Here is a 23,979-nt window from a genome sequence, read left to right on the forward strand (position 1 = left end):
CACCTTAAGCGATTGAAGCCGCTGGCATAACCTCGTCGGCTTCAATACCTTAGGTAAAAATATAAAACAAAGTCAGCACACGCCCCCGACGAATTGAGTGCTGGCGAGAAATCAATGATCTGGCTTGGAGATCTTTAATGCTGCTACTGATTAACCATATTGGTTATGAGCCACAAGGGCCAAAACAGGCGATACTAATGAGTAACACGCTCCGTGTTTCTTCCGATATCGCCCTGCTTGTTTGTGCAAACAGCCATCAAACGGTGTCGACTTTCGTTGTTGAACCACAAGCTAAAGTCGCACATTGGCATTTAGGTAGCTTTTATACGATCGACTTTTCTCAATACACCACTTCAGGGCAGTATTACCTGCGTTTTGAAAATACCCACTCCCCTATTTTTGAAATTGGTGAAGGGATACTGATGAAAAAAACGTTTTCTGATGTATTGCACTACTTCAAATCACAACGTTGTGGTGGCATTTTCGACCAGCAAGATAAGCTCGTACCACTGCTTGGTACATCAACCACTGCCGATGTACACGGTGGCTGGTACGACGCTTCCGGTGACGTCAGTAAGTATCTGAGTCACCTTTCTTACGCCAACTATTTAAACCCTCAACAAACCCCAATGGTGGTTTGGAATATGCTAAAGGGATTGGCACAACTAGAACACCACTCGAGTTTTGCTGCATTTTCTCGCACTCGCCTTAAGGAAGAGGCGTTATTTGGTGCTGATTTTCTGATCCGCATGCAAAACTCCGAGGGGTTCTTTTATACAACGGTCTTTGACAAATGGAGCAAGGACATTAAGCAGCGAGAGATCTGCGCCTATGCCACTCAATCTGGCCACAAGTCTGACGATTATCAAGCCGGATTTCGTCAAGGGGGAGGCATTGCGATTGCTGCTCTTGCGGTGGCAGCACGTTTAGATGTTCACGGTGATTTCACCTCAGAACACTATTTAACAGCGGCGGAGCATGGTTACTGGCATTTAAAAGAAAATAACACGCGCTATCTCGACGATGGTCAAGAGAACATCATTGATGCCTATTGCGCTCTGCTTGCATCGGTTGAACTCTACCGCTCAACTCATCAAACAAATTATCTGGTTGAGTGTCGTCTTTGGGCACAAAGGTTATGCGCTTATCAACACAGCGACGCTAACATCGCTCATTATTGGGCAGCCAATAGTGATGCCACTCGTCCTTATTATCACGCCGCCGAAGCTGGACTACCAGTGATTGCACTGTGCGAATATCTCGAGATTGAAACAGAAGAACACCGCAAACAATCGGTCGTTCAAGTGATTGAGAATGCTTGCCGCTTTGAGCTCACTATCACTCATCAAGTCAGTAACCCATTTGGCTACCCACGCCAATATGTAAAACCTGTGAATGGCGACAAACGCTGCGCATTTTTTGTCGCTCACGACAATGAATCCGGCTACTGGTGGCAAGGCGAAAATGCGCGTTTAGGATCGCTCGCGTGTATGGCTTATCGCGCCCAAGCGTTCGTCAACGCGGATCTGCATGCCCCTTTAACCACCTTTGCACAAAATGCATTGAACTGGATTGTCGGATTAAATCCATACGATATGTGCATGCTCGATGGGCACGGTCGCAACAATCCAGACTACCTCCCCCACCTAGGCTTTTTTAACGCCAAAGGGGGAGTGTGTAATGGCATTACAGGCGGTTTTGAAGATGAAGAAGATATCGCTTTCAACCCAGCGAAACAGAAGGATGACATGATGCAAAACTGGCGTTGGGCTGAGCAATGGATTCCTCATGGTGCTTGGTATCTGCTGGCAATCACAACCCAGTTTTGCCACTTCTCAACACCAGACTTAGAGAGGCAATCATGACTTTTTATTATGTCGGTATTGATGGAGGCGGCACATCATGTCGCGCACGCATCCGCAACGAGCAAGGCGCGCTGTTAGGTGAAGCGAAAAGCGGTAGCGCCAATATTTTATTGGGTGTGGAACTTGCCATGCAGACGATCATTGATGCAATTACTCAAGCGGCGCACCAAAGCGGGCTGACGAAAGAGAATTTTGCTCAGATGCACGTGGGTCTTGCTCTGGCTGGCGCAGAACAAAAATCCGCATGGCATGCGTTTATGTCTCAGACACATCCTTTTGCTTCACTAACGCTCAACACAGATGCTTACGGTGCCTGTATTGGTGCTCATAATGGCGACGATGGCGCAATTATGATCGCGGGAACGGGCTCTTGTGGCTTATTTTTACACGCTGGGCAGCAGCATGTGGTGGGTGGACGAGAGTTTCCTATATCCGATCAAGGCAGTGGTGCCATCATGGGTTTACGCCTAATCCAGCGCGTGCTGCTCATTGAGGATGGCATCGGCGAACCTTCATTATTAAGCGCTCATGTGATGCAACATTTTAACCACGATGTTGATCAGATTGTCGAATGGTCAAAAACCGCACTCCCACGCGACTATGGCCAGTTCTCTCCCGTTATTTTTTCTCTAGCACAACAAGGTGATGCGCTGGCGATCGAGCTTCTCAAACAAACCGCGGCAGACATCGAAATGTTTCTTGTCGCTCTTCATAACAAAGGAGCCAAGCGGATCTGCCTCATGGGTAGCATTGCAGAGCGTATCTTGTATTGGCTTTCTCCACCGGTACAGCAGTGGATTGTTCAACCTCAATTCGACGCTATCGAAGGCGCGATTATGTTTGCCGGCAAAGCCGAGCATAATTTGTATTAAGGAATCACTATGAGCTATCGAATTGACTTTGCGGTACTCTCAGAACAGAAGCAATTTTGCCGTTTTGGTTTAACGTTCCATAACTTAAGCGATCAAGACCTAAAAGACTGGTCGTTACATTTTGTGATTGATCGCTTCATTCAGCCAGACAGCATCACCCATGGCAACGTAGTGCAAATAGGCAGTTTCTGCTCATTAACGCCAGATATGACCGTGCTTGCTGCAAACTCACATTTTTACTGTGAATTTAGCATCAAAACCGCCCCTTTCCATTTTTACACTGATGGCGTAAAGCACGCCTTTGTTCAATGCAATGGTGAGCAACCTATCGAACGTCATGATGTGATCGTAACTCCGATTGCTCTCGCCTCGCCTTATCGTGAGCGCAGTGAAATACCCGCAACAGAAGCCGCGAGCCTCAGTCTCATTCCATTACCAAACAAGATTGAATCCGGCACAGGGCATTGCACCTTAACGACTTCGAGCCAGATTACCTTGCAATCCACATGCGCTGAGCAAGCTGCGACTTGGTTACAACAGGAACTCAACCGTATATTTGATTTTCAGCCCAAACCCATTGGCAGTGCTGATATTATCTACCGCACTAACCCGACCTTTGACGAGGGCGCGTATCAACTCAACGTCGATCGTACTGGCATTCGCTTAGAGGCGAGTGGCCATCAAGGCTTTATGTATGCTAGCGCGACCCTGTTGCAGTTGATCCAAATTCAAGATCAATCGTGGTTAGTCCCCTGCGTCAAAATCAGTGATGCGCCACGCTTTAAGTACCGAGGCATGATGCTCGACTGTGCGCGCCATTTTCATGGAATCGAGACAGTTAAGCGGCTTATTAACCAATTAGCGCATTACAAATTCAATACGTTCCATTGGCATTTGACCGATGACGAAGGATGGCGTATCGAAATTAAAGCACTACCACAACTCACCGACATCGGTGCATGGCGAGGGGTTGATGAAGTGCTCGAACCTCAATACAGCTTGTTAACGCAGCGCCACGGTGGTTTCTATACACAACAAGAGATCAAAGAGGTTATCGCATACGCTCAAGAGCGTGGTATCACAGTGATCCCTGAAATTGATGTTCCCGGACATTGCCGAGCCGCGATCAAATCTCTGCCTCATCTGCTGGCCGATGAAGAGGATCAATCACACTATCGCAGCATTCAATATTATAACGATAACGTCCTCTCCCCCGCCCTTGAAGGTACGTATGAGTTCTTAGATATCGTCTTGCAAGAAGTCTCTGAGCTATTTCCATCCCCCTTTATCCATATTGGTGCCGACGAAGTGCCCGATGGGGTCTGGATTAACAGCCCTAAATGTCAACAACTGATGGCTGATAATGGCTATACCGAGGCCAAAGAATTACAAGGACACTTACTACGTTATGCCGAACAAAAACTGCGTACGCTTGGCAAACGCATGGTCGGCTGGGAAGAAGCGCATCATGGCAATAAGGTCAGTAAAGATACTGTTATCTACTCTTGGCTTTCTGAAGCGGCGGCATTGAACTGCGCGAAACAGGGGTTTGATGTGATTTTACAACCCGGTCAGTACACGTATCTGGATATTGCTCAAGATTATGCGCCAGAAGAACCGGGCGTTGACTGGGCAGGTGTTACCCCATTAGAAAAAGCCTATCGCTATGAACCTTTAGCCGAAGTGCCCGAAAACGATCCACTCCGTAAACGAATTCTCGGTATTCAGTGCGCTTTATGGTGTGAATTAATCAATAACCCACAGCGTATGGAATACATGATTTACCCACGCTTAACTGCACTCGCCGAAGCAGGATGGACCCATAAAGTGCATCGTGATTGGCAAGATTATCTGTCACGGCTCAAAGGACATCTGCCTATGTTGGACAAGCAAGGCATCCGTTACCGAGCACCATGGAAATAAACACAAAACTTGGAGTCGGCATTACCTCTCCTTGGTTTTCACTAGCATAATTTTTGGCTGCAAAAGACGCAGCTTGTTTAAAAGGAAATGACAATGAAATACGGCTATTTCGATAACGACAATCGTGAATATGTCATCACACGCCCTGACGTTCCAGCGCCTTGGACCAACTACTTAGGGACAGAAAAATTCTGCACCGTGATCTCTCATAACGCGGGCGGTTACTCTTTTTACAATTCACCAGAATATAACCGTGTTACCAAATTTCGCCCGAACGCTTCTTTTGATCGCCCGGGGCACTATGTTTACTTACGTGACGATGCAACTGGCGACTATTGGTCTATTTCTTGGCAACCTGTAGCAAAAAGCTTAGAAGAAGCGAAGTATGAAGTCCGCCACGGCCTCTCTTACTCCAAATTCAAATGTGAATACAGCGGCATTAGTGCCACTAAAACTCTCTTTGTACCGAAAGGCGAAGATGCTGAAATTTGGGATGTCGTCATTAAAAACGATTCCACTGAGACTCGCACTATCAGCGCTTTTTCGTTTGTTGAATTCTCTTTTAGTCACATTCAATCCGATAACCAAAACCATCAGATGTCGCTTTACTCTGCAGGTACCGCTTATCACGCGGGTGTGATTGAGTACGATCTTTACTACAACACCAATGATTTCGAAGGCTTTTACTACTTAGCCTCGACGTTTGATCCAGACTCTTATGATGGACAACGCGATACCTTCCTCGGCTTGTATCGTGACGAAGCCAATCCCATTGCAGTAGAACGTGGTCACTGCTCGAACAGCGCGCAAACCTGCTACAACCATTGCGGTTCGCTGCACAAACAATTTGTGATCCAACCGGGTGAAGAAGTTCGCTTTGCTTATATTTTGGGAATTGGTAAAGGCAATGGCGCGCGTTTGCGTGCTAAGTACCAAGACTTGGCTAATGTCGATGCCGCTTTTGCTGGGATCAAAGCGCATTGGGATGAACGTTGTGCGAAATTCCAAGTAAAATCACCGAATGAAGGCCTTGATACCATGATCAACACTTGGACGCTTTATCAAGCGGAAACGTGTGTGGTGTGGTCTCGCTTTGCCTCTTTCATTGAAGTGGGCGGTCGTACTGGCCTTGGTTACCGTGATACGGCGCAAGATGCCATTTCAGTACCGCACGCAAACCCGAAGATGACCCGTAAACGCTTGGTTGATCTGCTTCGTGGTCAAGTCAAAGCGGGCTATGGCCTACACCTATTTGATCCTGACTGGTTTGATCCAGAAAAAGCGGATGTCAAACCATCAAAATCGCCAACCGTTGTACCAACACCAAGTGATGAAGATAAGATCCACGGCATTGAAGATACGTGTTCTGACGATCATCTCTGGCTCGTTCCAACCATCTGTAAATACGTGATGGAAACAGGTGAAACATCCTTCTTTGATGAAGTGATCCCTTACGCCGATGGTGGCAATGCAACGGTTTACGAACACATGAAGGCGGCGCTTAACTTCTCGGCAGAATACGTGGGGCAAACAGGTATCTGCAAAGGCTTACGCGCTGACTGGAACGATTGCTTGAACTTAGGTGGTGGCGAATCATCTATGGTTTCTTTCCTCCACTTTTGGGCACTGCAAGAGTTTATTGACCTTGCAAAATACCGTGACAATGCAGAGGACGTTGCGAAATACACCGAAATGGCGGCGAACGTACGTGAAGCTTGTGAAACTCACCTTTGGGATGAAGAAGGTGGCTGGTATATCCGTGGCCTAACGAAAAATGGCGACAAGATAGGAACTGCTCAGCAAACTGAAGGTCGAGTTCACCTTGAATCAAACACACTCGCCGTCTTATCGGGCGCAGTGTCGCAAGAGCGTGGTGAAAAAGCGATGGATGCCGTTGATGAGAATCTATTCTCCGAATACGGTCTACATCTGAACGCACCTTCCTTCTCAACCCCTAATGATGACATCGGTTTCGTTACTCGTGTTTATCAAGGTGTTAAAGAAAATGGCGCTATTTTCTCACATCCAAACCCTTGGGCATGGGTTGCAGAAACGAAGCTTGGCCGTGGTGATCGAGCCATGAAGTTCTACGACGCATTAAACCCTTATAACCAAAACGACATCATTGAAAAGCGCGTTGCCGAACCTTACTCATACGTGCAGTTCATTATGGGACGAGATCACCAAGATCACGGCCGTGCGAACCATCCATGGTTAACAGGTACGTCTGGTTGGGCCTACTTTGCCGTCACCAACTTCATTTTGGGTGTTCGTGTCGGTTTTGATGGCCTCGTCGTCGACCCATGCATTCCTACCAATTGGCCTGGTTTTGAAGTCACTCGCCAATGGCGCGGCGCGACTTACAACATCACAGTGCAAAACCCGAACTCCGTCAGTAAAGGGGTGAAAACAATCACAGTGAATGGCGAAGCAGTAGAAGGCGTGATTCCTGTCATGGCACAAGGCAGTGTCAACGATGTAGTGGTTATTCTCGGTTAACGCGATTTGAGCCTCAGCGCGAAGGAGCTGAGGCTCAACATTCGTCCCACAAGGATTTTATTATGATCAAATTTGGTACAGGTGGCTGGCGCGCCTTTATTGGTGAAGAGTTTACCAAAGACAACGTCTGTCTAGTGGCTCAATCACTTGCCAACATCATTAACCACGAAAATGTGGCTAACAACGGGTTCGTTATCGGCTACGACCGCCGCTTTCTTTCTGACAAAGCCGCACGTTGGTTTGCGCAAGTCTTAGCAGCGAATGGCGTGGTGGTAAGCTTTATCGATAAGTTTGTTCCCACCCCTATTGTGATGTTCAAGGCCAAAGAGATGAATTGCGCCTATTCGGCGTGTATTACGGCATCCCACAACCCTGCGGACTACAACGGCATTAAAGTGTTCATTGAAGGTGGACGAGACGCTGATGAGGTGATCACACAAAAGATTGAACAGCAAATCGCGTCACTGACGCTTGCCGATGTAAAACACGTCGAATTTGAACAAGCGCTGCAAGATAAATCGATTGTCATCATAAATCCAATGAATGAGTTTGTGGATTCAATCATCAATTTTATCGATATTGAAGCGATCAAAAAAGCCAACCTGCGTGTGTTGATTGACCCTATGTTTGGCGTCGCGAAAAATGCATTGCAGACGGTTCTGATCAATGGCCGCTGCGATGTGGATGTGATCAATGATGGCAAAAACCCCGATTTTGGCGGTTTAATGCCTTCCCCTAATGCAGCGACTCTTTATCGTCTCAAACATTTAGTGGCCGCAGAAGGTTACGATATTGGGATAGGTACCGATGGCGATGCAGACCGACTTGGTATTATTGATGAGAAAGGCAACTTCATCCATCCTAATGAAGTACTGATCCTGCTTTACTACTACCTGCTTGAATATAAGGGTTGGAAAGGATCCGTGGTGCGTAACATCGCCACCACCCACCTACTGGATAAAATTGCCGCTGACCACGATGAGAAAAGTTTTGAAGTCCCCGTTGGCTTTAAACACATCAGTTCACAAATGGAAGCGGATGATTCACTGATTGGTGGTGAGAGCTCCGGCGGTTTAACCATTCGTGGACACATCAAAGGTAAAGATGGGGTTTTTGCATCGAGTTTGTTGGTTGAAATGATCAGCGTGACAGGTAAAAAACTCTCCGAATTACTGGGGGAAATTTACGCGAAATACGGTTACGCCTACACCGCAGAAGGTGACTGCAAATTTAAAGCCGCGCAAAAAGAGTCGTTGTATAACAAAATTTACGTTGAGAAACAGTTGCCTCAATTTGAGTATGAGATTGAGAAAGTCAGTTACGAAGACGGAGCCAAAGTCTACTTTAAAAACGGCGGCTGGGTTATTGCTCGTTTCTCTGGTACCGAACCATTACTACGCATTTTTGCTGAAATGGCGGATAAAGACACTGCAGAACGTGTTCTTCAACAGGTGAAAGATTTTCTATCGTTATAGCTTTTACCCACTTCGACTCAAATTTGAGTCGCTATACCCGCACAGTATGAAGAGGTTGTAGGTATATCGGTGAAGAACACTTGCCCGGCGTCATGCCGGGCTTTTTTTAAAAAGCCAACACACCTTGCGTATCAATGCTGACTGCAACACTTTGCCCAACACTCAACGGCTGTGAAGAACTCGCCAGCAACTTACTGCCATACGCATCAATCACATAACGGCAGTGATCGCCCATAAATTGCTGCTCTAACACGCGGACTTTGCTCTCTTGCTGCGCACTAATTTGAATGTGTTGTGGCCGCAGTAGTAATTCGCATTTGGCTTCAAGCTCAATGGGTTGCTGAGCTTTGGCGTCAACTACACCTAAATCGGTCTCAAATTGCCATTCTGAAATTCGTTTGGCGCTTAAATAACTTCCACCACCCAAGAAATCGGCCACAAATTTACTCGACGGTTGGTAGTACAGCTCTGATGCGGTGCCATATTGCTCAATCACACCGTGATTCATTACCGCCATTTTATCAGCAAAAGCAAAAGCTTCTTCGCGGCTATGGGTCACAAAAATAGCCGTCACACCCTGCTTTTTAAAAATGTTGCGAATTTCACCGATCAACTCATGGCGAACTTGGGTATCGATGTTGGAAAACGGCTCATCAAGCAGGAGTAGATCCGGTTTATACGCCAAGGAGCGAGCAATCGCCACTCGCTGCTGCTGCCCACCTGATAGTTGATGAGGATAACGATCCCCCAGCTCAGCTAAGTGCACTAATGCCAACATCTCTTCGACTTTTGCTTTGCGCTCGGTTTGAGAGAGTTGACGCAATCCAAACGCGATATTTTCCGCAACAGTTAAGTGAGGAAACAGCGCATAATCTTGGAAAATCATCCCTATGTTTCGCGCTTCCGGTGGCAACCAATGTTGACCATCGTCAATCGTCACACAATTAAGGCTCATCACCCCAGAGCTAAGCGGCAGCAAACCCGCAATAGCTTTCAATAAGGTCGTTTTCCCACAACCACTTGCTCCTAATAAACAGACGATTTCTCCCTGTTTGACTTCCAGCGACAGTGATTGTAAAACCGTTTGGTTTTCATATTTGCAAGTCAAATCATGGATAGACAGCGCACAACTCATCAGTGATTTTGCTCCAGTGAACGGTTAACGACGATAAGTGGAATTAAACCAACCGCGACCAAGAGTATCGCAGGCAAAGCAGCCACTTCTAATTGTTCATCCGATGCGTAGTTATAAACATAGGTCGCCAAGGTTTCGAAATTGAACGGACGCAATAACAAAGCGGCATTCAGCTCTTTCATTGACTCAATAAACACCAACAACCCAGCGATAAGCGTACCACGGCGGATCAATGGCAGATGAACTCGCCACAGCATAGCGTTCGATCGATAACCCATAGTTCGAGCCGCCATATCCAAAGAAGGTGAGACTTTATTGAGGCTACTTTCTATGCTACCAATCGCCACGGCCGAAAAACGCACCACTAAAGCAAAAATAATAGCAAACATCGAACCAGAAAAGATAAGACCCGGTCGCCCCCATTGCATCGCTTTAGCAACATCATTGACCCAATGATCCATAAACAGCACCGGAACCATCACACCAATCGCTAGCACGGTTCCGGGAACCGCATAACCCATAGAAGACAAGCGCATAAAGGCTAAAGTCACCCCATTGGCGTTCAACCGATGGCAAAAATTCACGACCAAAGCAATCAACACCGCCACCAGCGCTGTCGTCAACGAAACCGTTAAGCTATTGATCGCAAAGTCTTGGAACTCCGAAGTCCAACTTTTCGCAAAATAGTGATAAGCGAATGAGACCAACTGCAATAAAGGCAGAAGAAACGCGAGCGCAACTAGCCCCCAACACCAACACAAAGCGGCCCATTTTTTCCACCCTTGCAACTGATAGCGAAAATCTTCATGGCTGTTAAATTGGCTTTGAAATAATTTCTGTTTACGACGACTATAGCGCTCTGCGCTCAGCAGTAATAATACAATCACCAACATGATGGCGGATATTTTCGCTGCCGCATTCAAATTAGAATAACCGAGCCAAGTGTCATACACCGCAGTCGTTAGGGTATTAACGGCAAAGTAACTCACCGTACCAAAATCTCCCACCGTTTCCATCGCCACTAAGGAGAGGCCAACCGCCATCGCGGGTCGTGCAAGCGGTAGTGAAATCAGACGAAAACTCTGCCACGGAGAGCATTTTAATAGACGAGCGGATTGCAATAAGGAGACGTTTTGTTCCATGAATGCTGCACGGCACAGTAGGTAAACATATGGATAAAGCACCAGCGCAAGCACAATGCTTGCCCCGCCCAAACTGCGAATGTCGGGAAACCAGTAATCACCTGCGCCCCAACCCGTAATATCTCTAAGTAACACTTGCACTGGGCCTGCGTAGTCAAACCAACCAGTAAAGATGTAACCGATAATGTAGCCGGGCATCGCAAGTGGTAACACCAAAGCCCATTGTAAAATGCGTTCGGTTGGCAGCTTACACATTGCCATTAACCAAGCACTGGGAATGCCAAATAGCAAAGAAAGCCCCATCACACTGAACGTTAATACGACGGTATTAAAGGTATAGGTGGGCATCACTGTTGACATGAGATGAGAAAAAACCTCATCACTTTGTCCCGCAGCGGTAATAAAGATGGCTAAGATCGGCAAAACCAGTAGCACAGTGACACTGGCACTACTGGTTTTCCATAATGTATTTTTTTCTTTCATTGCCTAATTACAATAAGGCTTACTGACACATAAATGCGTTTGCAAATACATCTCATGCCCCTTCAATAGAATAGGGGCACTGTTATACCCCTAGAACCGATTAAAGGTCAAATTTCACTTCATCAAGCAGCTTAATTGCCGCGGCATGATTGTCGGCAATTTTTTCGAGCGGCAGTGGATCCGCTTTAAAATCACCCCATGAAGCGACTAGTGCAGAACGCTCAACACCTGCTTTTACTGGGTATTCAAAGTTGACGTCAGCGTACATGTGCTGTGCTTTATCGCTGGTCAAAAACTCCATCAGCTTAACTGCGTTTTCTTTGTTAGGCGCGTACTTCGCCATCGCCATACCACTCACGTTAACATGCGTGCCTTGCGCATTCTGACCTGGGAAGTTGATGTAGACAGCTTCAGCCCATGATTTTTGCTTATCATCAGCTAACATTTTCCCTAAATAATAGCTATTACCCAATGAGACATCACACAAACCTTCTTTAATCGCTTTAACTTGGTCACGATCGTTACCTTGAGGCTTACGTGCTAAATTTGCTTTGACACCTTCAAGCCAAACTTTAGTGCTCGCTTCGCCTTGCTCTGCAATCATGGATGCAACCAGCGCCACGTTGTAAGGGTGCTTACCACTACGAGTACAGATTTTGCCTTTAAATTCAGGCTTCGCGAGGTCAGCGTAGTTGAAGTCATCACCCAGCTTGCCTACGCGATCGCGTGATGAGTAGACGCTACGGGTACGTATTGTTAGTGCAAACCACTCATCTGCGCTATCGCGATATTGGGCAGGAATGTTAGTTTCAATGGTTTTGTTATCCACCGCTTGGACTAAACCTTTTTCAGATAACTCAAAAAGACGGCTAAATTCTGAGGTTAAAATCACGTCAGCAGGGCTGTACTCACCCTCTTGTACCAATTTCTCAGCAATCCCTTCTTTCGCAAACTTCACATTCACTTTAATGCCCGTTTGTTGAGTGAACTCTTTAAACATCGGCTCAATCAAAAATGGTTGGCGGTATGAGTAAACGTTGACCTCCTCTGCCGCCATCGCGCTCGGAGCCATCACACTACATGCCATCGCAGACAGAGTAAGCAGTTTCTTCATTTCTAGTTCCCTTTAAAATTGGTAATGATAATGTTTATCAGTTTCGTTATTATATTGATGATAGATTGAAAAACAATTCAATCAATAAAAAAACCTGCCTTAATCGGCAGGTTTTTAGGTAGGTTATCTGTAAGGAAATATTACTTTATTGTCACGAATTCTGGGTAGGCCCCCACCCCACAGTCGTGCATATCCATCCCTTCTAATTCTTCTTCTTCCGAAACTCGAATGCCTATCGTTGCCTTCAGGATGCCCCAAACCACAAGGCTTGCACCAAATACCCAAGCGAAAATCACTGCGGCTCCAAGTAGTTGAGCGCCAAAGCTCGCATCAGTATTGCTGATTGGCACAACCATTAAACCGAACAAACCACATACGCCATGTACTGAAATTGCGCCCACAGGATCGTCAATTTTCACTTTATCAAGGGCAATAATGCTAAACACCACTAACACACCCGCTACAGCACCAATCGCTACCGCATACAGTGGTGATGGAGAGAGAGGATCAGCGGTAATAGCCACTAACCCGGCCAACGCACCGTTGAGTACCATGGTTAAATCCGCTTTACCCCAAGTGGTTTTACACACTAATAGAGCCGCGATAGAACCCGCTGCTGCAGCGGCATTGGTGTTGAGGAAAATCTGACCAACCGCTGTTGCGTTTTCAAAATCAGACAGCATTAGTTGTGAACCACCGTTAAAACCAAACCAGCCAAACCACAGGATAAATGTACCCAAAGTCGCAAGTGGCATGTTGGAGCCCGGAATAGGGTAAATTTCACCATTTTTACCGTATTTACCTTTACGTGCTCCCAACAAGATGACCCCAGCTAGCGCCGCCGATGCACCCGCTAAGTGAACAATACCAGAGCCGGCAAAATCACTGAAACCGGCAGCTGAAAGAAAGCCACCGCCCCAAGTCCAATAGCCTTCCATTGGGTAAATGAATGCGGTCAAAATGCCGGAAAAAATAAGGAACGACCACAATTTCATTCGCTCAGCGACAGCGCCAGAAACCACCGACATCGCGGTTGCCACAAACACCACTTGGAAGAAAAAGTCTGATTCAAGGGAGTGATCCGCGCCTTCTGCTTGGCTACCTATCAAGGAGCCGAATGAAGGCAGCCAGCCTGCTTCTGCGTTATCAACATACATAATGTTGTAACCAACCACTAAATACGTGGTACAGGCAATCGCGTACAAACAAAAGTTTTTGGTTAAAATTTCAGTGGTGTTTTTAGAACGAACTAAACCTGCCTCTAGCATGGCAAAGCCAGCCGCCATCCACATCACCAACGCACCCGAAATCAAGAAAAAAAACGTATCGAGTGCGTAACGTAGCTCTGTTACCGTTGCTGCTAATTCCATAATGGTTATCTCCAATCCTTTGAATCTTTACAGTGCTTCACTGTCCATTTCGCCAGTACGAATACGCACAGCTTGGCTGAGGTCATACACAAAAATTTTTCCGTCACCAATTTTTCCGGTGTGCGCCGCTTTGATAATCGCCTCTATCACGCGATCGACATTTTCAGCTTGTGTCGCTATTTCTAATTTCACTTTAGGCAGAAAATCGACTTGATATTCCGCGCCTCGGTAGAGCTCGGTGTGCCCTTTTTGGCGACCAAAGCCTTTCACTTCGGAAACCGTCATCCCTTCGATGCCGACATCGGCCAAAGCTTCACGCACATCGTCTAACTTAAATGGTTTAATTATCGCGTTGATCAGTTTCATTGCATCCTCTCACAAGCAGTAGTCCGTTTACGATCAATACAATCCAAGCCGCGTGCCAACTTTTTAACTTAATGATTTTAAAAGATTTGCAACCATTTCTTATGCCAAAAAGAAAAGGGTTGCACAAATAAGGTGCAACCCTTTCCCACAAATAAAGCGAAGTGGTTAATCTTCACCAGTTTTGTGCAGCGCTAAGTGAAGTCCGCAGGTGAGTAACGTACAAATTCGCACCACTGCTTGATCATCAAAGCAAAATCATCAATGCCGCAGATTGCGGTGCTTTCACAATCGTAAAAATCAAACTCACTGTCACTATCAAGCGCTTCACCATGCGTCAAAACATTGGCCTGAACCGTGACCTCATCGGCAAGAATCATCACGCTGATTTCCTGCCCCTCAAGCGTCTGCTCTTGATTAAATGCACGTTTCGATGCTGCCATTAGCGCAATAACTTGATCTATTTTGGGAAGATCGTTGCTGATCTCCTCTTGTAGCCAACGGCCAATAATTTCGTGCCCCATCGAAAAAGAGCAGTAATAGCTCCCATCTAGGGTATTTTTTTTAAATTCGTAGTCCATCGGGTTCTCGATATTGGTGCTTGGGGATACGGATAACTTTGTTATTATCGGTGATTATGGCTAACGAAACCACTTGAGATTATGCAGATCACAGAAACCACCGCACGCCAGATTGTAGAAAGAGCGATGAAGATCATCACTTATTCAGTCAACGTAATGGATGAAAAGGGACGCATTATTGGCTCAGGTGATCCCACTCGTTTGCACCAGAAACACGAAGGGGCGATTTTAGCCATCAATGAAAATCGAGTGGTTGAAATTGATCATGCCACCGCCAGTTACCTAAAAGGCGTTAAACCCGGCATCAATTTCCCCATCATTTATCAACAACGAGTGATCGGCGTAGTTGGAATTTCCGGTAACCCAACGGAAGTTCACCGTTATGGCGAGCTGGTCAAAATGACGGCGGAGCTTATCGTTGAACAAGCCGCACTAATGGCACAAGTACAGTGGAATAAGCGCCACCGTGAAGAGCTGCTATTACAACTAATTCAAGGTGCCACTCTCAATGAAACACAGCTCAATTCAATCGCCGAGCGATTAGGGCTCGACCTTTCCCAGCCGCGTATCGCTGCCGTGGTCAAATTGATCCCAGATAACGACACCGCCTTATCGCTAGAACACTTACAGCAGTTAGTGCATCTGCTGGAATACCCTGAACGGGACAATTTGGTGGGGATCATTTCAGTTTCTCACAACGAAGTGGTGGTTTTAAAACCCATCTCACTCACCGAAAAAGGTTGGTCACAAGAGGCCGAAACGAAACGAGTCAATCAACTGTTGAAGCGAGTGAAAAAAGAGGGCAAATTCACCATCAAAATTGCACTAGGTGATTATTTTGCAACGCTCTCTGGGCTGGCTCAATCTTATCAAACCGCCAAGTTAACGATGCAAGCCTCCCACCATAAACAGGGAGACGTCTTCTTTTATCAAGATGATAAGTTACCTGTACTGCTCAATAGCGTACAGCATGAGCTATGGAGCCGCGAGCAGTTACGCCAACCCTATACCCTGCTGGAACGGTATGACACTAAGGGAATATTAATTAAAACCCTCCGCCATTATTTTGAGCAGAACTGCGATGTTCATCAAACTTGCCAAACACTGCATATTCACCGTAATACCTTGCGCTATAGGCTTGAAAAGATTGAGCAAGTAACTGCTTTGAAATTCAATCAGTTAAATGACATTACTCACCTTTATTTGGCTTTATCTTGCTTCAAATAAAAACATAAAATTGTGCATTTGCACAATTAATCAGTCGCATCAAAGCCAGTAATCTGTGCAATAGACTGAAGACTCTTTTATTTTTGCTCCCTATATTGCAGCCAATCACTGATAAAAAATATGGATATAGAAGATGATTGAAGTTTCAACTCTCGGAGCTCTGGCCGCATTAGTCGTGGCTATCACGCTCATTCTAAAAAAAGTACCACCCGCCTATGGCATGATCATCGGCGCGTTGGTCGGTGGCGTGATCGGCGGTGTATCGCTGACCGACACCGTTGCTCTGATGATTGGTGGCGCACAAGGCATTGTGACCGCAGTGCTACGCATTCTTGCAGCAGGTATTTTGGCTGGTGTATTGATTGAATCAGGCGCTGCCACTTCCATTGCAGAAACCATAGTGAAAAAGGTTGGAGAAACTCGCGCTTTATTTGCCTTGGCCTTAGCAACCTTAATTTTGACTGCGGTCGGCGTGTTTGTCGACGTGGCAGTAATCACCGTATCTCCTATCGCTCTGGCGATCGCTCGTCGTGCCGATCTCTCCAAGGCGGCCATTCTGCTAGCGATGATTGGCGGCGGTAAAGCGGGTAACGTAATGTCACCTAACCCTAATGCGATTGCCGCAGCCGACGCGTTTAACGTGCCACTTACTTCTGTAATGGCGGCGGGTATTATTCCTGGGATCTGCGGGCTTATTGTGGCTTACTTGATTGCCAAACGTTTAGTCAATAAAGGAAGTAAAGTCTCTGCCAGTGAAGTCGTTGCGGTGGATCATTCTAGGCTCCCCCGCTTTAGCTCAGCGATCATCGCACCATTAGTGGCGATTGTGTTACTCGCACTACGCCCTATCGCTGGCATCAATGTGGATCCTTTAATTGCACTCCCATTAGGCGGATTAGTCGGTGCGGTCGTGATGGGACGATTTGCAGACACTAACCACTTCGCGGTTTCAGGTTTAACACGCATGGCTCCAGTTGCGGTTATGCTGCTTGGTACTGGTACTTTAGCCGGCATCATCGCCAATTCAGGTCTTAAAGGCGGTTTAATCGAAGTACTGACCGCTTCTGGGTTGCCTTCTTACCTGCTTGCACCGATCTCAGGTGCAATGATGTCACTGGCAACCGCTTCAACCACCGCAGGTACAGCCGTTGCCTCCAGCGTCTTTAGCTCCACTATACTCGAACTAGGCGTACCCGCACTGGCAGGGGCTGCCATGATCCATTCAGGTGCGACCGTACTTGATCATATGCCACACGGTAGTTTCTTCCATGCTACGGGCGGAGCGGTACATATGGACATTCGTGAGCGTCTCACCTTAATTCCTTATGAATCGGCAGTAGGTTTAGTAATTGCCTTCATTTCTGTGATGATTTTTGGCGTATTTGGTCTGTTTGTTTAACGCAGTTAAGGTGTTAAAAAATGAAAATTGTTATTGCTCCAGATTCTTATAAAGAGAGCCTAACGGCAATGGAAGTCGCCACCGCGATAGAGAATGGATTCAAACAAGTGTTGCCCGATGCGCACTACATTAAGTTACCGATGGCCGATGGCGGTGAAGGGACGGTCCAATCACTGGTTGATGCCACTAATGGATCGATTGTTACCACAACCGTAACGGCCCCACTGGGTGAACAAGTCGAGGCTTTTTATGGCTTAATGGGTGATGGCAAAACAGCGATTATTGAGATGGCGGCCGCATCTGGCTTACACCTTGTGCCGCCAGAGCAACGCAACCCAATGAACACCACCAGCTACGGTACTGGTGAGCTGATTAAAACCGTGCTCGATCAAGGTGTTGAACACATCATCATCGGCATTGGTGGCAGCGCAACCAACGATGGTGGCCTCGGCATGGCGCAAGCCCTCGGCATTCAACTGCTTGATTCAGATGGCAATCCATTAGGCTTTGGTGGCGGTGAATTGTCGAAACTGGCCTCAATTGATCTCTCGCAGCTTGATCCACGTTTAGCCCGCATCAAACTGGAGGTCGCCTGCGATGTCGATAATCCACTGTGCGGCGTACAAGGCGCTTCGCATGTCTTTGGCCCACAAAAAGGAGCAACACCTGAGATGGTCGCGCAACTTGATGACAACCTTGCGCATTATGCAAACATCATCAAAACGCAATTAGGCCTTGATGTGAAAGAGATGCCGGGCGCTGGCGCGGCAGGCGGTTTAGGTGCGGCGCTGGTTGGTCTACTAGGAGCGAGCCTTCGTCCGGGCATTGAAATTGTGATGGATGCCGTGAACCTTAGCGATGTAGTAAAGGATGCCGATTTAGTCATCACCGGGGAAGGACGCATTGATAGCCAAACCATTCACGGTAAAACGCCAATCGGTGTTGCGCGCACTGCCAAACGTTTTTCCGTGCCAGTGATCGGTATTGCAGGCTGCTTGTCAGCAGACTGCGCCGTTGTTCACCCACATGGCATCGATGCGGTATTCAGTATCGTTCCACGCTCGGTCGACTTGCCTACAGCCCTTGCCGAAGCGGCGCAAAATGTAGAAATGACCGCGCGTAATGTCGCGTGTGTTTTTAGCTTGTCTTACAGGCAATAACTATTTCGCTGAATACCATATGACGTTCACGCTCATTTTAACGCCATTGACAGAACAACGTTATGAATTATGGGTCAAGTCATTGTTGGCGGATGCAGCCACCGATCGAACTTAATCTAATGCTATTTCAGCATTGATTGAGAAGCTAGAATGGTAAAAAGCCACCGAATCGGTGGCTTTTTTATTAGGAGGTTAGCTTGGATAGCTCTTACACCGCTTGCTGGACAATCACACTGTCTGCTTTTTTAGTGTATTGCGCCATACGATGGAAGTTGAGGTAGCGATAGGTGTCAGCTGCAGTTGCGTTGATCTGCTTCGCGTACTCTAGATACTCTTCCAGTGTCGGAATGCGGCCTAAAATGGCGCCCACGGCCGACAGCTCTGCCGAAGCAAGGTAAACATTCGCGCCAGTCCCTAAACGGTTCGGGAAGTTACGAGTCGACGTCGACATGACGGTCGCTTTATCAGCAACACGCGCTTGGTTACCCATGCATAACGAACATCCTGGAGTTTCAATGCGTACCCCAGCGCGACCAAAGATGCCGTAATAGCCCTCTTCGATAAGCTGATCTTTGTCCATCTTAGTCGGTGGCGCAACCCACAAACGCGTATCTAACTGACCATTGAACTTCTCAAGCAATTTACCTGCCGCGCGGAAGTGACCAATGTTGGTCATACAAGAACCGATGAAGACTTCATCAATAGGCGTACCTTGTACATCAGAAAGTAAGCGCGCATCGTCTGGGTCATTTGGCGCACATAAAATCGGCTCTTTAATCTCAGCAAGATCAATCTCAATCACATGTGCGTATTCTGCATCACTATCCGCTTGCATCAACTCAGGATTGGCTAGCCACGCTTCCATCGCCGTAATACGACGCTCAATAGTACGGCGGTCACCATAACCTTCGGCGATCATCCACTTCAACATAGTGATGTTAGAGTTGAGGTACTCTTCAATTGAGGCTTGTGACAATTTAACCGTACAACCTGCAGCACTACGTTCTGCCGAGGCATCAGAAAGTTCAAACGCTTGCTCAACCGTTAAGTGCTCAACCCCTTCGATTTCTAGCACACGGCCAGAGAATTCGTTAATTTTCCCCGCTTTCGCCACTGTAAGCAGGCCTTGCTTAATCCCGTAATAAGGAATCGCGTGCACTAGATCGCGCAGCGTGATGCCCGGCTGCATTTCACCTTTGAAACGCACCAAGACAGATTCTGGCATATCCAGTGGCATCACACCCGTTGCGGCCGCAAAAGCAACCAAGCCAGAACCGGCTGGGAATGAAATGCCAAGCGGGAAGCGTGTATGCGAGTCACCACCAGTACCGACGGTATCAGGTAACAACATACGGTTTAGCCATGAGTGAATCACGCCATCACCCGGACGCAGTGAAACACCGCCACGGTTCATGATGAAATCAGGCAAGGTATGGTGGGTATTCACATCGACAGGCTTTGGATAAGCCGAGGTATGACAGAAAGATTGCATGACTAAGTCAGCAGAGAAACCAAGACACGCCAAATCTTTCAATTCATCACGTGTCATCGGGCCAGTGGTATCTTGCGATCCAACCGTGGTCATTTTAGGTTCGCAGTAAGTCCCCGGGCGAACACCCGTCACGCCGCATGCTTTACCAACCATTTTCTGAGCCAGTGTATAACCTTTGCCTGTATCAGCCACTGCTACTGGGCGACGAAATACTGTTGACGCTTCTAAACCTAGTGCTTCGCGTGCTTTATCCGTTAAACCACGACCAACGATCAGTGGAATACGGCCGCCAGCGCGCACTTCATCAATCAATACGTCGGTTTTAAGCTTGAACGTGGCAAGCACTTCGCCAGTGTCGTGGTTACACACTTTGCCTTCAAATGGGTAAACATCAATCACATCACCCATGTTGAGTTTGGTAACGTCAACTTCAATCGGCAACGCGCCGGCATCTTCCATGGTGTTGAAGAAGATAGGTGCAATTTTACCGCCGAGCACGTAGCCACCCGCGCGTTTATTGGGCACAAATGGGATGTCGTCACCCATAAACCACAAAACAGAGTTAGTCGCGGATTTACGAGACGAGCCTGTACCGACCACATCACCCACATAGACTAGCTGATGGCCTTTCTCTTTTAGAGCTTCGATTTGAGTGATAGGGCCAATGCTGCCTGCTTTATCAGGTTGAATGCCTTCACGTTCATTTTTCAACATAGCCAGTGCGTGCACTGGAATATCTGGGCGTGACCATGCATCTGGCGCTGGTGACAAATCATCAGTATTGGTTTCACCAGTAACTTTAAATACGGTTAGCGTGATCTTCTCTTGAAGCGCCAGTTTTGAAAGGAACCATTCCGCGTCTGCCCATGATTGCAACACTTTTTGTGCATGTGCATTACCCGCTTTTGCTTTCTCTTCAACGTCATAGAACGCATCAAACATCAGTAGAGTACGCGATAGTGCATCAGCCGCAATCGGTGCCAGCTCAGCATCATCAAGCAATGAGACTAGCGGCTCGATGTTATAACCACCTTGCATAGTTCCGAGTAGTTGCGCAGCTTTTGCGCGGCTCACTAACGGTGAAGAGACCTCACCTTTAGTGATGGCGGTTAAAAAGCCCGCTTTAACATAAGCGGCCTCATCCACACCGGGAGGAATTCGATTTTCAAGGAGATCAAGCATGAACGCTTCTTCACCTTGAGGGGGATTTTTCAACAGTTCAACAAGTCCTGCGACTTGTTCAGCATTTAGGGGTCTAGGAACAACTCCTTCGGCAGCACGCTCTGCGACGTGTTTACGGTAGGCTTCAAGCACGACTTTTTCCTCTCATTGCGGTTTACCCCATTATTATTGACATGATGGGCAAACATCCTTGGAAACTTGGCTCTCCATTGCCAGATATTTTTATGTAATCAGCGGCAGAGAGGCCAAACTGTGGGACGAAGAATAGCAAATTTAACTTTAAATTAAAATCTTATCATTTTGACCAACATAGCAACTTAAGACTAAAGTTCTATGATTTTTGAGTCACTTACCGCCCACTTTTCAGCTCAATTCTCGCTAAAAGGTAGTGCCAATACTCAAGTATATCGAATCAAAATTATCTTCGGTTCGACCATAAGCAAACATAATCGGTCCAATCGGCGAATCAACACCAGCAAACACCGATCCCGCACCGTATAATGGGGCGGTATCAAAGCTTAGATCAGGATCAGACCATACACCGCCGTATTCTATTGATGCACCGACATAAAATGGGGAACTGAACAGGCCAAAGTCATTATCAAACCAGCGATAACGATACACTAAACTGGTGAACGCTTTGTTCTGGCCAATTAAGCTGTTACGAGGGATACCCGATAAATTTAAGAAACCACCAATCGATTTAGGGTTTATCGGTTCACTGGAATTTTTACTTTGTACCACACCGTAATCAAGATTACCGACCAAAGTATGGCGACCAAAGCTGTAAGCGGCGATCAGTTCACCGGAAAATTCATACACGGTATCGTTTGATTCAAGATCAGAAGAGACGCCAGAAACTTTATCGTGCGATGCAAGATACTCAAGATCAAGATAAACACCGCGGGTAGGCAAGCTAAAGTCATCTAAGGTATCAATGCGATAGTTAGCAAACACACCAGCACGGGTGTAATCCATATTTCCCATGGATGGCCAATTTGACACTTCAGCCTCCCCATCGGTATAGCGGATCCCTAACTTAAACTCTCGCCATAATTTATCTTGATAACCAAGCGACAATTCTCCAATCCATTCTAAATAGCTGATCGGTAAATAGTCTTTACTGGCTTCTAGACTGGTGTCATCAAACCCTTGCATTGGCTTATTACGTTTATCATTACTAAACGAAATCAAAGCTGAGGTAAACGCTTTTTGCCCTGAGAACAGAGGAGAAAAAAGCTCCGCTTCGATGATCTTATCGGTGCCCATTTCTAAATTGAAACGTAATTCAGAACCAAACGAATTTAAGTTAGTGAAATTGGAAGAGATACCCAGCGCATATTGACTATCCGTATGAAAATCATCTTCTAAGAAAAAGCGAAAATTGAGGTAATTTGGCCCCCAAGATTTCTCTTTTACATCGATGACCAGTTGGTTCTTTCCTTCAAATTCTCGGTATTCATAGGTCACTAACTCAAAGCGATCCAATGCATAGAGATTTTCGACCGTCGCTTCAATCTGCTCGGTTGATAGCGGTTGTCCTGTCTTTAAATGTAAACGGTTTTTTAACAATTGATCGCTGTAATGACTGCGGTTGTTGAGTACGATTTCATCAACCTGCACATCATCGCCATAAATTAAAGCCCTGCGGCGAGCTTGTTTTGCTTCCACATAGCGTTGATAACTAGCACTCGATAATGACAACGAAGTCAATACCGATTGGTTCGCCATTGCAATCTCATACCCTTTTTCATAAGCGGTAGGCATTTTATCAAATTCAGTGGTTTCCATACTGCCGACATCAGGGCGTAAAAATACATCTTGCTCATTCAATAAACGTGCTTGTTTTTGAGTGCTTCTTTGTACGAGATAGTTGGAAAGCTGATCGGCTACCGTCAAAAAGGTGGTAAAAGCTTCTTGGTTTTTGTAATCGGTACTGATATCTATCGCGATAACAATATCAGCCCCTAAGGCACGTGCAACATCAACAGGCATGTTATTGGTCACACCGCCATCGACTAACCAACGACCATTAACTTCGTAAGGTGGTAGTGCTCCGGGTACCGACATACTCGCCATCATCGCATCCACTAAATAGCCACGATCCAGCACTACTTCCTCAAGAGCAATGATATCAGTGGCTACCGCGCGATAAGGAATGGGCAGTTGATCAAAGGACTGAAATTCAGAGAGATTGCCCGACGTTTCTCGCAAAATACGCAACATATTCTGCCCTTGCACCACACCGCGTGGTGCGCGGATCTCCCCCCAACGCAGTCCAAGGTCGGTGGTCAGTTGATAGCGGTCTTCGTACTCTTTATCCCGAACACGACGTTGGCTACGGTTGACCCGGTCACGATAACCTTCATTCCAATCTACGCTGTAAATTAAACTTTCAATTTCATCAGCGCTCATACCACTGGCATAGAGGCCGCCCACATAAGCGCCCATGCTGGTACCAGTAATGAAATCAACGGGGATGCGCATCTCTTCCAACGCTTTGAGAACGCCAATGTGCGCTGCACCTTTTGCCCCTCCTCCCGCAAGAACGACGGCAACTTTGGGGCGCGCAGCCCTGTCCAGCATAGGTTTTTCAGCTTGTGGCTCATCAGCCACCGCGAAAGTCGCAGGAAACATGAATACCAAGAACAATAAGTTACTTAAAAACTGTTTCACGACTCTTCCTTAAATTCCTTT

16 protein-coding genes are annotated in these 23,979 nt (G+C 46.8%); 8 read left to right on the top strand and 8 right to left on the bottom strand.

Features of this window, described 5'->3' with window-relative positions; all coding sequences use genetic code 11:
* Nucleotides 1–137: 137 nt before the first annotated feature.
* The 5 genes from AACQ42_RS07470 to AACQ42_RS07490 all read left to right on the top strand — a co-directional run bounded on the left by AACQ42_RS07470 (nt 138) and on the right by AACQ42_RS07490 (nt 8,634).
* Nucleotides 138–1,865, top strand: coding sequence for a glycoside hydrolase family 9 protein (locus AACQ42_RS07470; protein ID WP_094165867.1), 1,728 nt, complete (start codon nt 138–140; stop codon nt 1,863–1,865).
* Nucleotides 1,862–2,737, top strand: coding sequence for an N-acetylglucosamine kinase (locus AACQ42_RS07475; protein WP_094165868.1), 876 nt, complete (start codon nt 1,862–1,864; stop codon nt 2,735–2,737). The genes AACQ42_RS07470 and AACQ42_RS07475 overlap by 4 nt, the downstream gene beginning before the upstream one ends.
* A 9-nt stretch (nt 2,738–2,746) precedes the next feature.
* The gene (locus tag AACQ42_RS07480; protein ID WP_094165869.1) at nt 2,747–4,660 is read left to right on the top strand and encodes a beta-N-acetylhexosaminidase; all 1,914 of its coding nucleotides are present in this window, start codon (nt 2,747–2,749) and stop codon (nt 4,658–4,660) included.
* A 93-nt stretch (nt 4,661–4,753) separates the two neighbouring features.
* On the top strand, nt 4,754–7,159 hold the full coding sequence (locus AACQ42_RS07485) for a GH36-type glycosyl hydrolase domain-containing protein (RefSeq protein WP_094165870.1): 2,406 nt from the start codon (nt 4,754–4,756) through the stop codon (nt 7,157–7,159).
* Between the two features lie 62 nt (nt 7,160–7,221).
* Nucleotides 7,222–8,634 (top strand): phosphoglucomutase/phosphomannomutase family protein, encoded by a 1,413-nt coding sequence (locus AACQ42_RS07490; RefSeq protein WP_013857648.1) that lies wholly within the window; start codon nt 7,222–7,224, stop codon nt 8,632–8,634.
* 106 nt (nt 8,635–8,740) lie between these two features.
* Here the strand turns inward: AACQ42_RS07490 and AACQ42_RS07495 are convergent, their stop codons facing one another.
* The 6 genes from AACQ42_RS07495 to AACQ42_RS07520 all read right to left on the bottom strand — a co-directional run bounded on the left by AACQ42_RS07495 (nt 8,741) and on the right by AACQ42_RS07520 (nt 14,822).
* Entirely contained in the window at nt 8,741–9,769 is a 1,029-nt protein-coding gene (locus AACQ42_RS07495; protein ID WP_088720899.1) for an ABC transporter ATP-binding protein, read from the bottom strand.
* The gene (locus AACQ42_RS07500) at nt 9,769–11,394 is read right to left on the bottom strand and encodes an ABC transporter permease (protein ID WP_094147074.1); all 1,626 of its coding nucleotides are present in this window, start codon (nt 11,392–11,394) and stop codon (nt 9,769–9,771) included. The genes AACQ42_RS07495 and AACQ42_RS07500 overlap by 1 nt, the downstream gene beginning before the upstream one ends.
* A 100-nt stretch (nt 11,395–11,494) precedes the next feature.
* Nucleotides 11,495–12,508: a Fe(3+) ABC transporter substrate-binding protein gene (locus AACQ42_RS07505; protein ID WP_088720897.1), complete on the bottom strand. Its 1,014-nt coding sequence runs from the start codon at nt 12,506–12,508 to the stop codon at nt 11,495–11,497.
* Between the two features lie 140 nt (nt 12,509–12,648).
* Complete coding sequence (locus AACQ42_RS07510) at nt 12,649–13,878, bottom strand: ammonium transporter (RefSeq protein ID WP_094133030.1); 1,230 nt, start codon at nt 13,876–13,878, stop codon at nt 12,649–12,651.
* A 27-nt stretch (nt 13,879–13,905) separates the two neighbouring features.
* Nucleotides 13,906–14,244 (bottom strand): P-II family nitrogen regulator, encoded by a 339-nt coding sequence (locus AACQ42_RS07515; RefSeq protein ID WP_010317537.1) that lies wholly within the window; start codon nt 14,242–14,244, stop codon nt 13,906–13,908.
* Nucleotides 14,245–14,435: 191 nt separating this feature from the next.
* Nucleotides 14,436–14,822, bottom strand: coding sequence for a YacL family protein (locus AACQ42_RS07520; RefSeq protein WP_017043017.1), 387 nt, complete (start codon nt 14,820–14,822; stop codon nt 14,436–14,438).
* A gap of 81 nt (nt 14,823–14,903) precedes the next feature.
* Between AACQ42_RS07520 and AACQ42_RS07525 the strand changes: the two genes are divergently transcribed.
* The 3 genes from AACQ42_RS07525 to AACQ42_RS07535 all read left to right on the top strand — a co-directional run bounded on the left by AACQ42_RS07525 (nt 14,904) and on the right by AACQ42_RS07535 (nt 18,608).
* Entirely contained in the window at nt 14,904–16,049 is a 1,146-nt protein-coding gene (locus AACQ42_RS07525) for a sugar diacid recognition domain-containing protein (protein ID WP_094165871.1), read from the top strand.
* Between the two features lie 133 nt (nt 16,050–16,182).
* Entirely contained in the window at nt 16,183–17,448 is a 1,266-nt protein-coding gene (locus tag AACQ42_RS07530) for a GntP family permease (RefSeq protein ID WP_013857655.1), read from the top strand.
* Between the two features lie 20 nt (nt 17,449–17,468).
* Nucleotides 17,469–18,608, top strand: coding sequence for a glycerate kinase (locus AACQ42_RS07535; protein WP_094165872.1), 1,140 nt, complete (start codon nt 17,469–17,471; stop codon nt 18,606–18,608).
* A 208-nt stretch (nt 18,609–18,816) separates the two neighbouring features.
* On the opposite strand, the gene acnB is transcribed toward AACQ42_RS07535, so the two are convergent.
* Together acnB and AACQ42_RS07545 are read right to left on the bottom strand one after the other, a co-directional pair.
* On the bottom strand, nt 18,817–21,414 hold the full coding sequence (gene acnB, locus AACQ42_RS07540) for a bifunctional aconitate hydratase 2/2-methylisocitrate dehydratase (RefSeq protein WP_094165873.1): 2,598 nt from the start codon (nt 21,412–21,414) through the stop codon (nt 18,817–18,819).
* 246 nt (nt 21,415–21,660) lie between these two features.
* Nucleotides 21,661–23,919, bottom strand: coding sequence for a patatin-like phospholipase family protein (locus AACQ42_RS07545; protein WP_176429690.1), 2,259 nt, complete (start codon nt 23,917–23,919; stop codon nt 21,661–21,663).
* Nucleotides 23,920–23,979: the final 60 nt, after the last annotated feature.

Origin of the sequence: Vibrio sp. V12_P9A6T4, assembly GCF_963874835.1 — a bacterium.
Classification (GTDB): domain Bacteria; phylum Pseudomonadota; class Gammaproteobacteria; order Enterobacterales; family Vibrionaceae; genus Vibrio; species Vibrio anguillarum.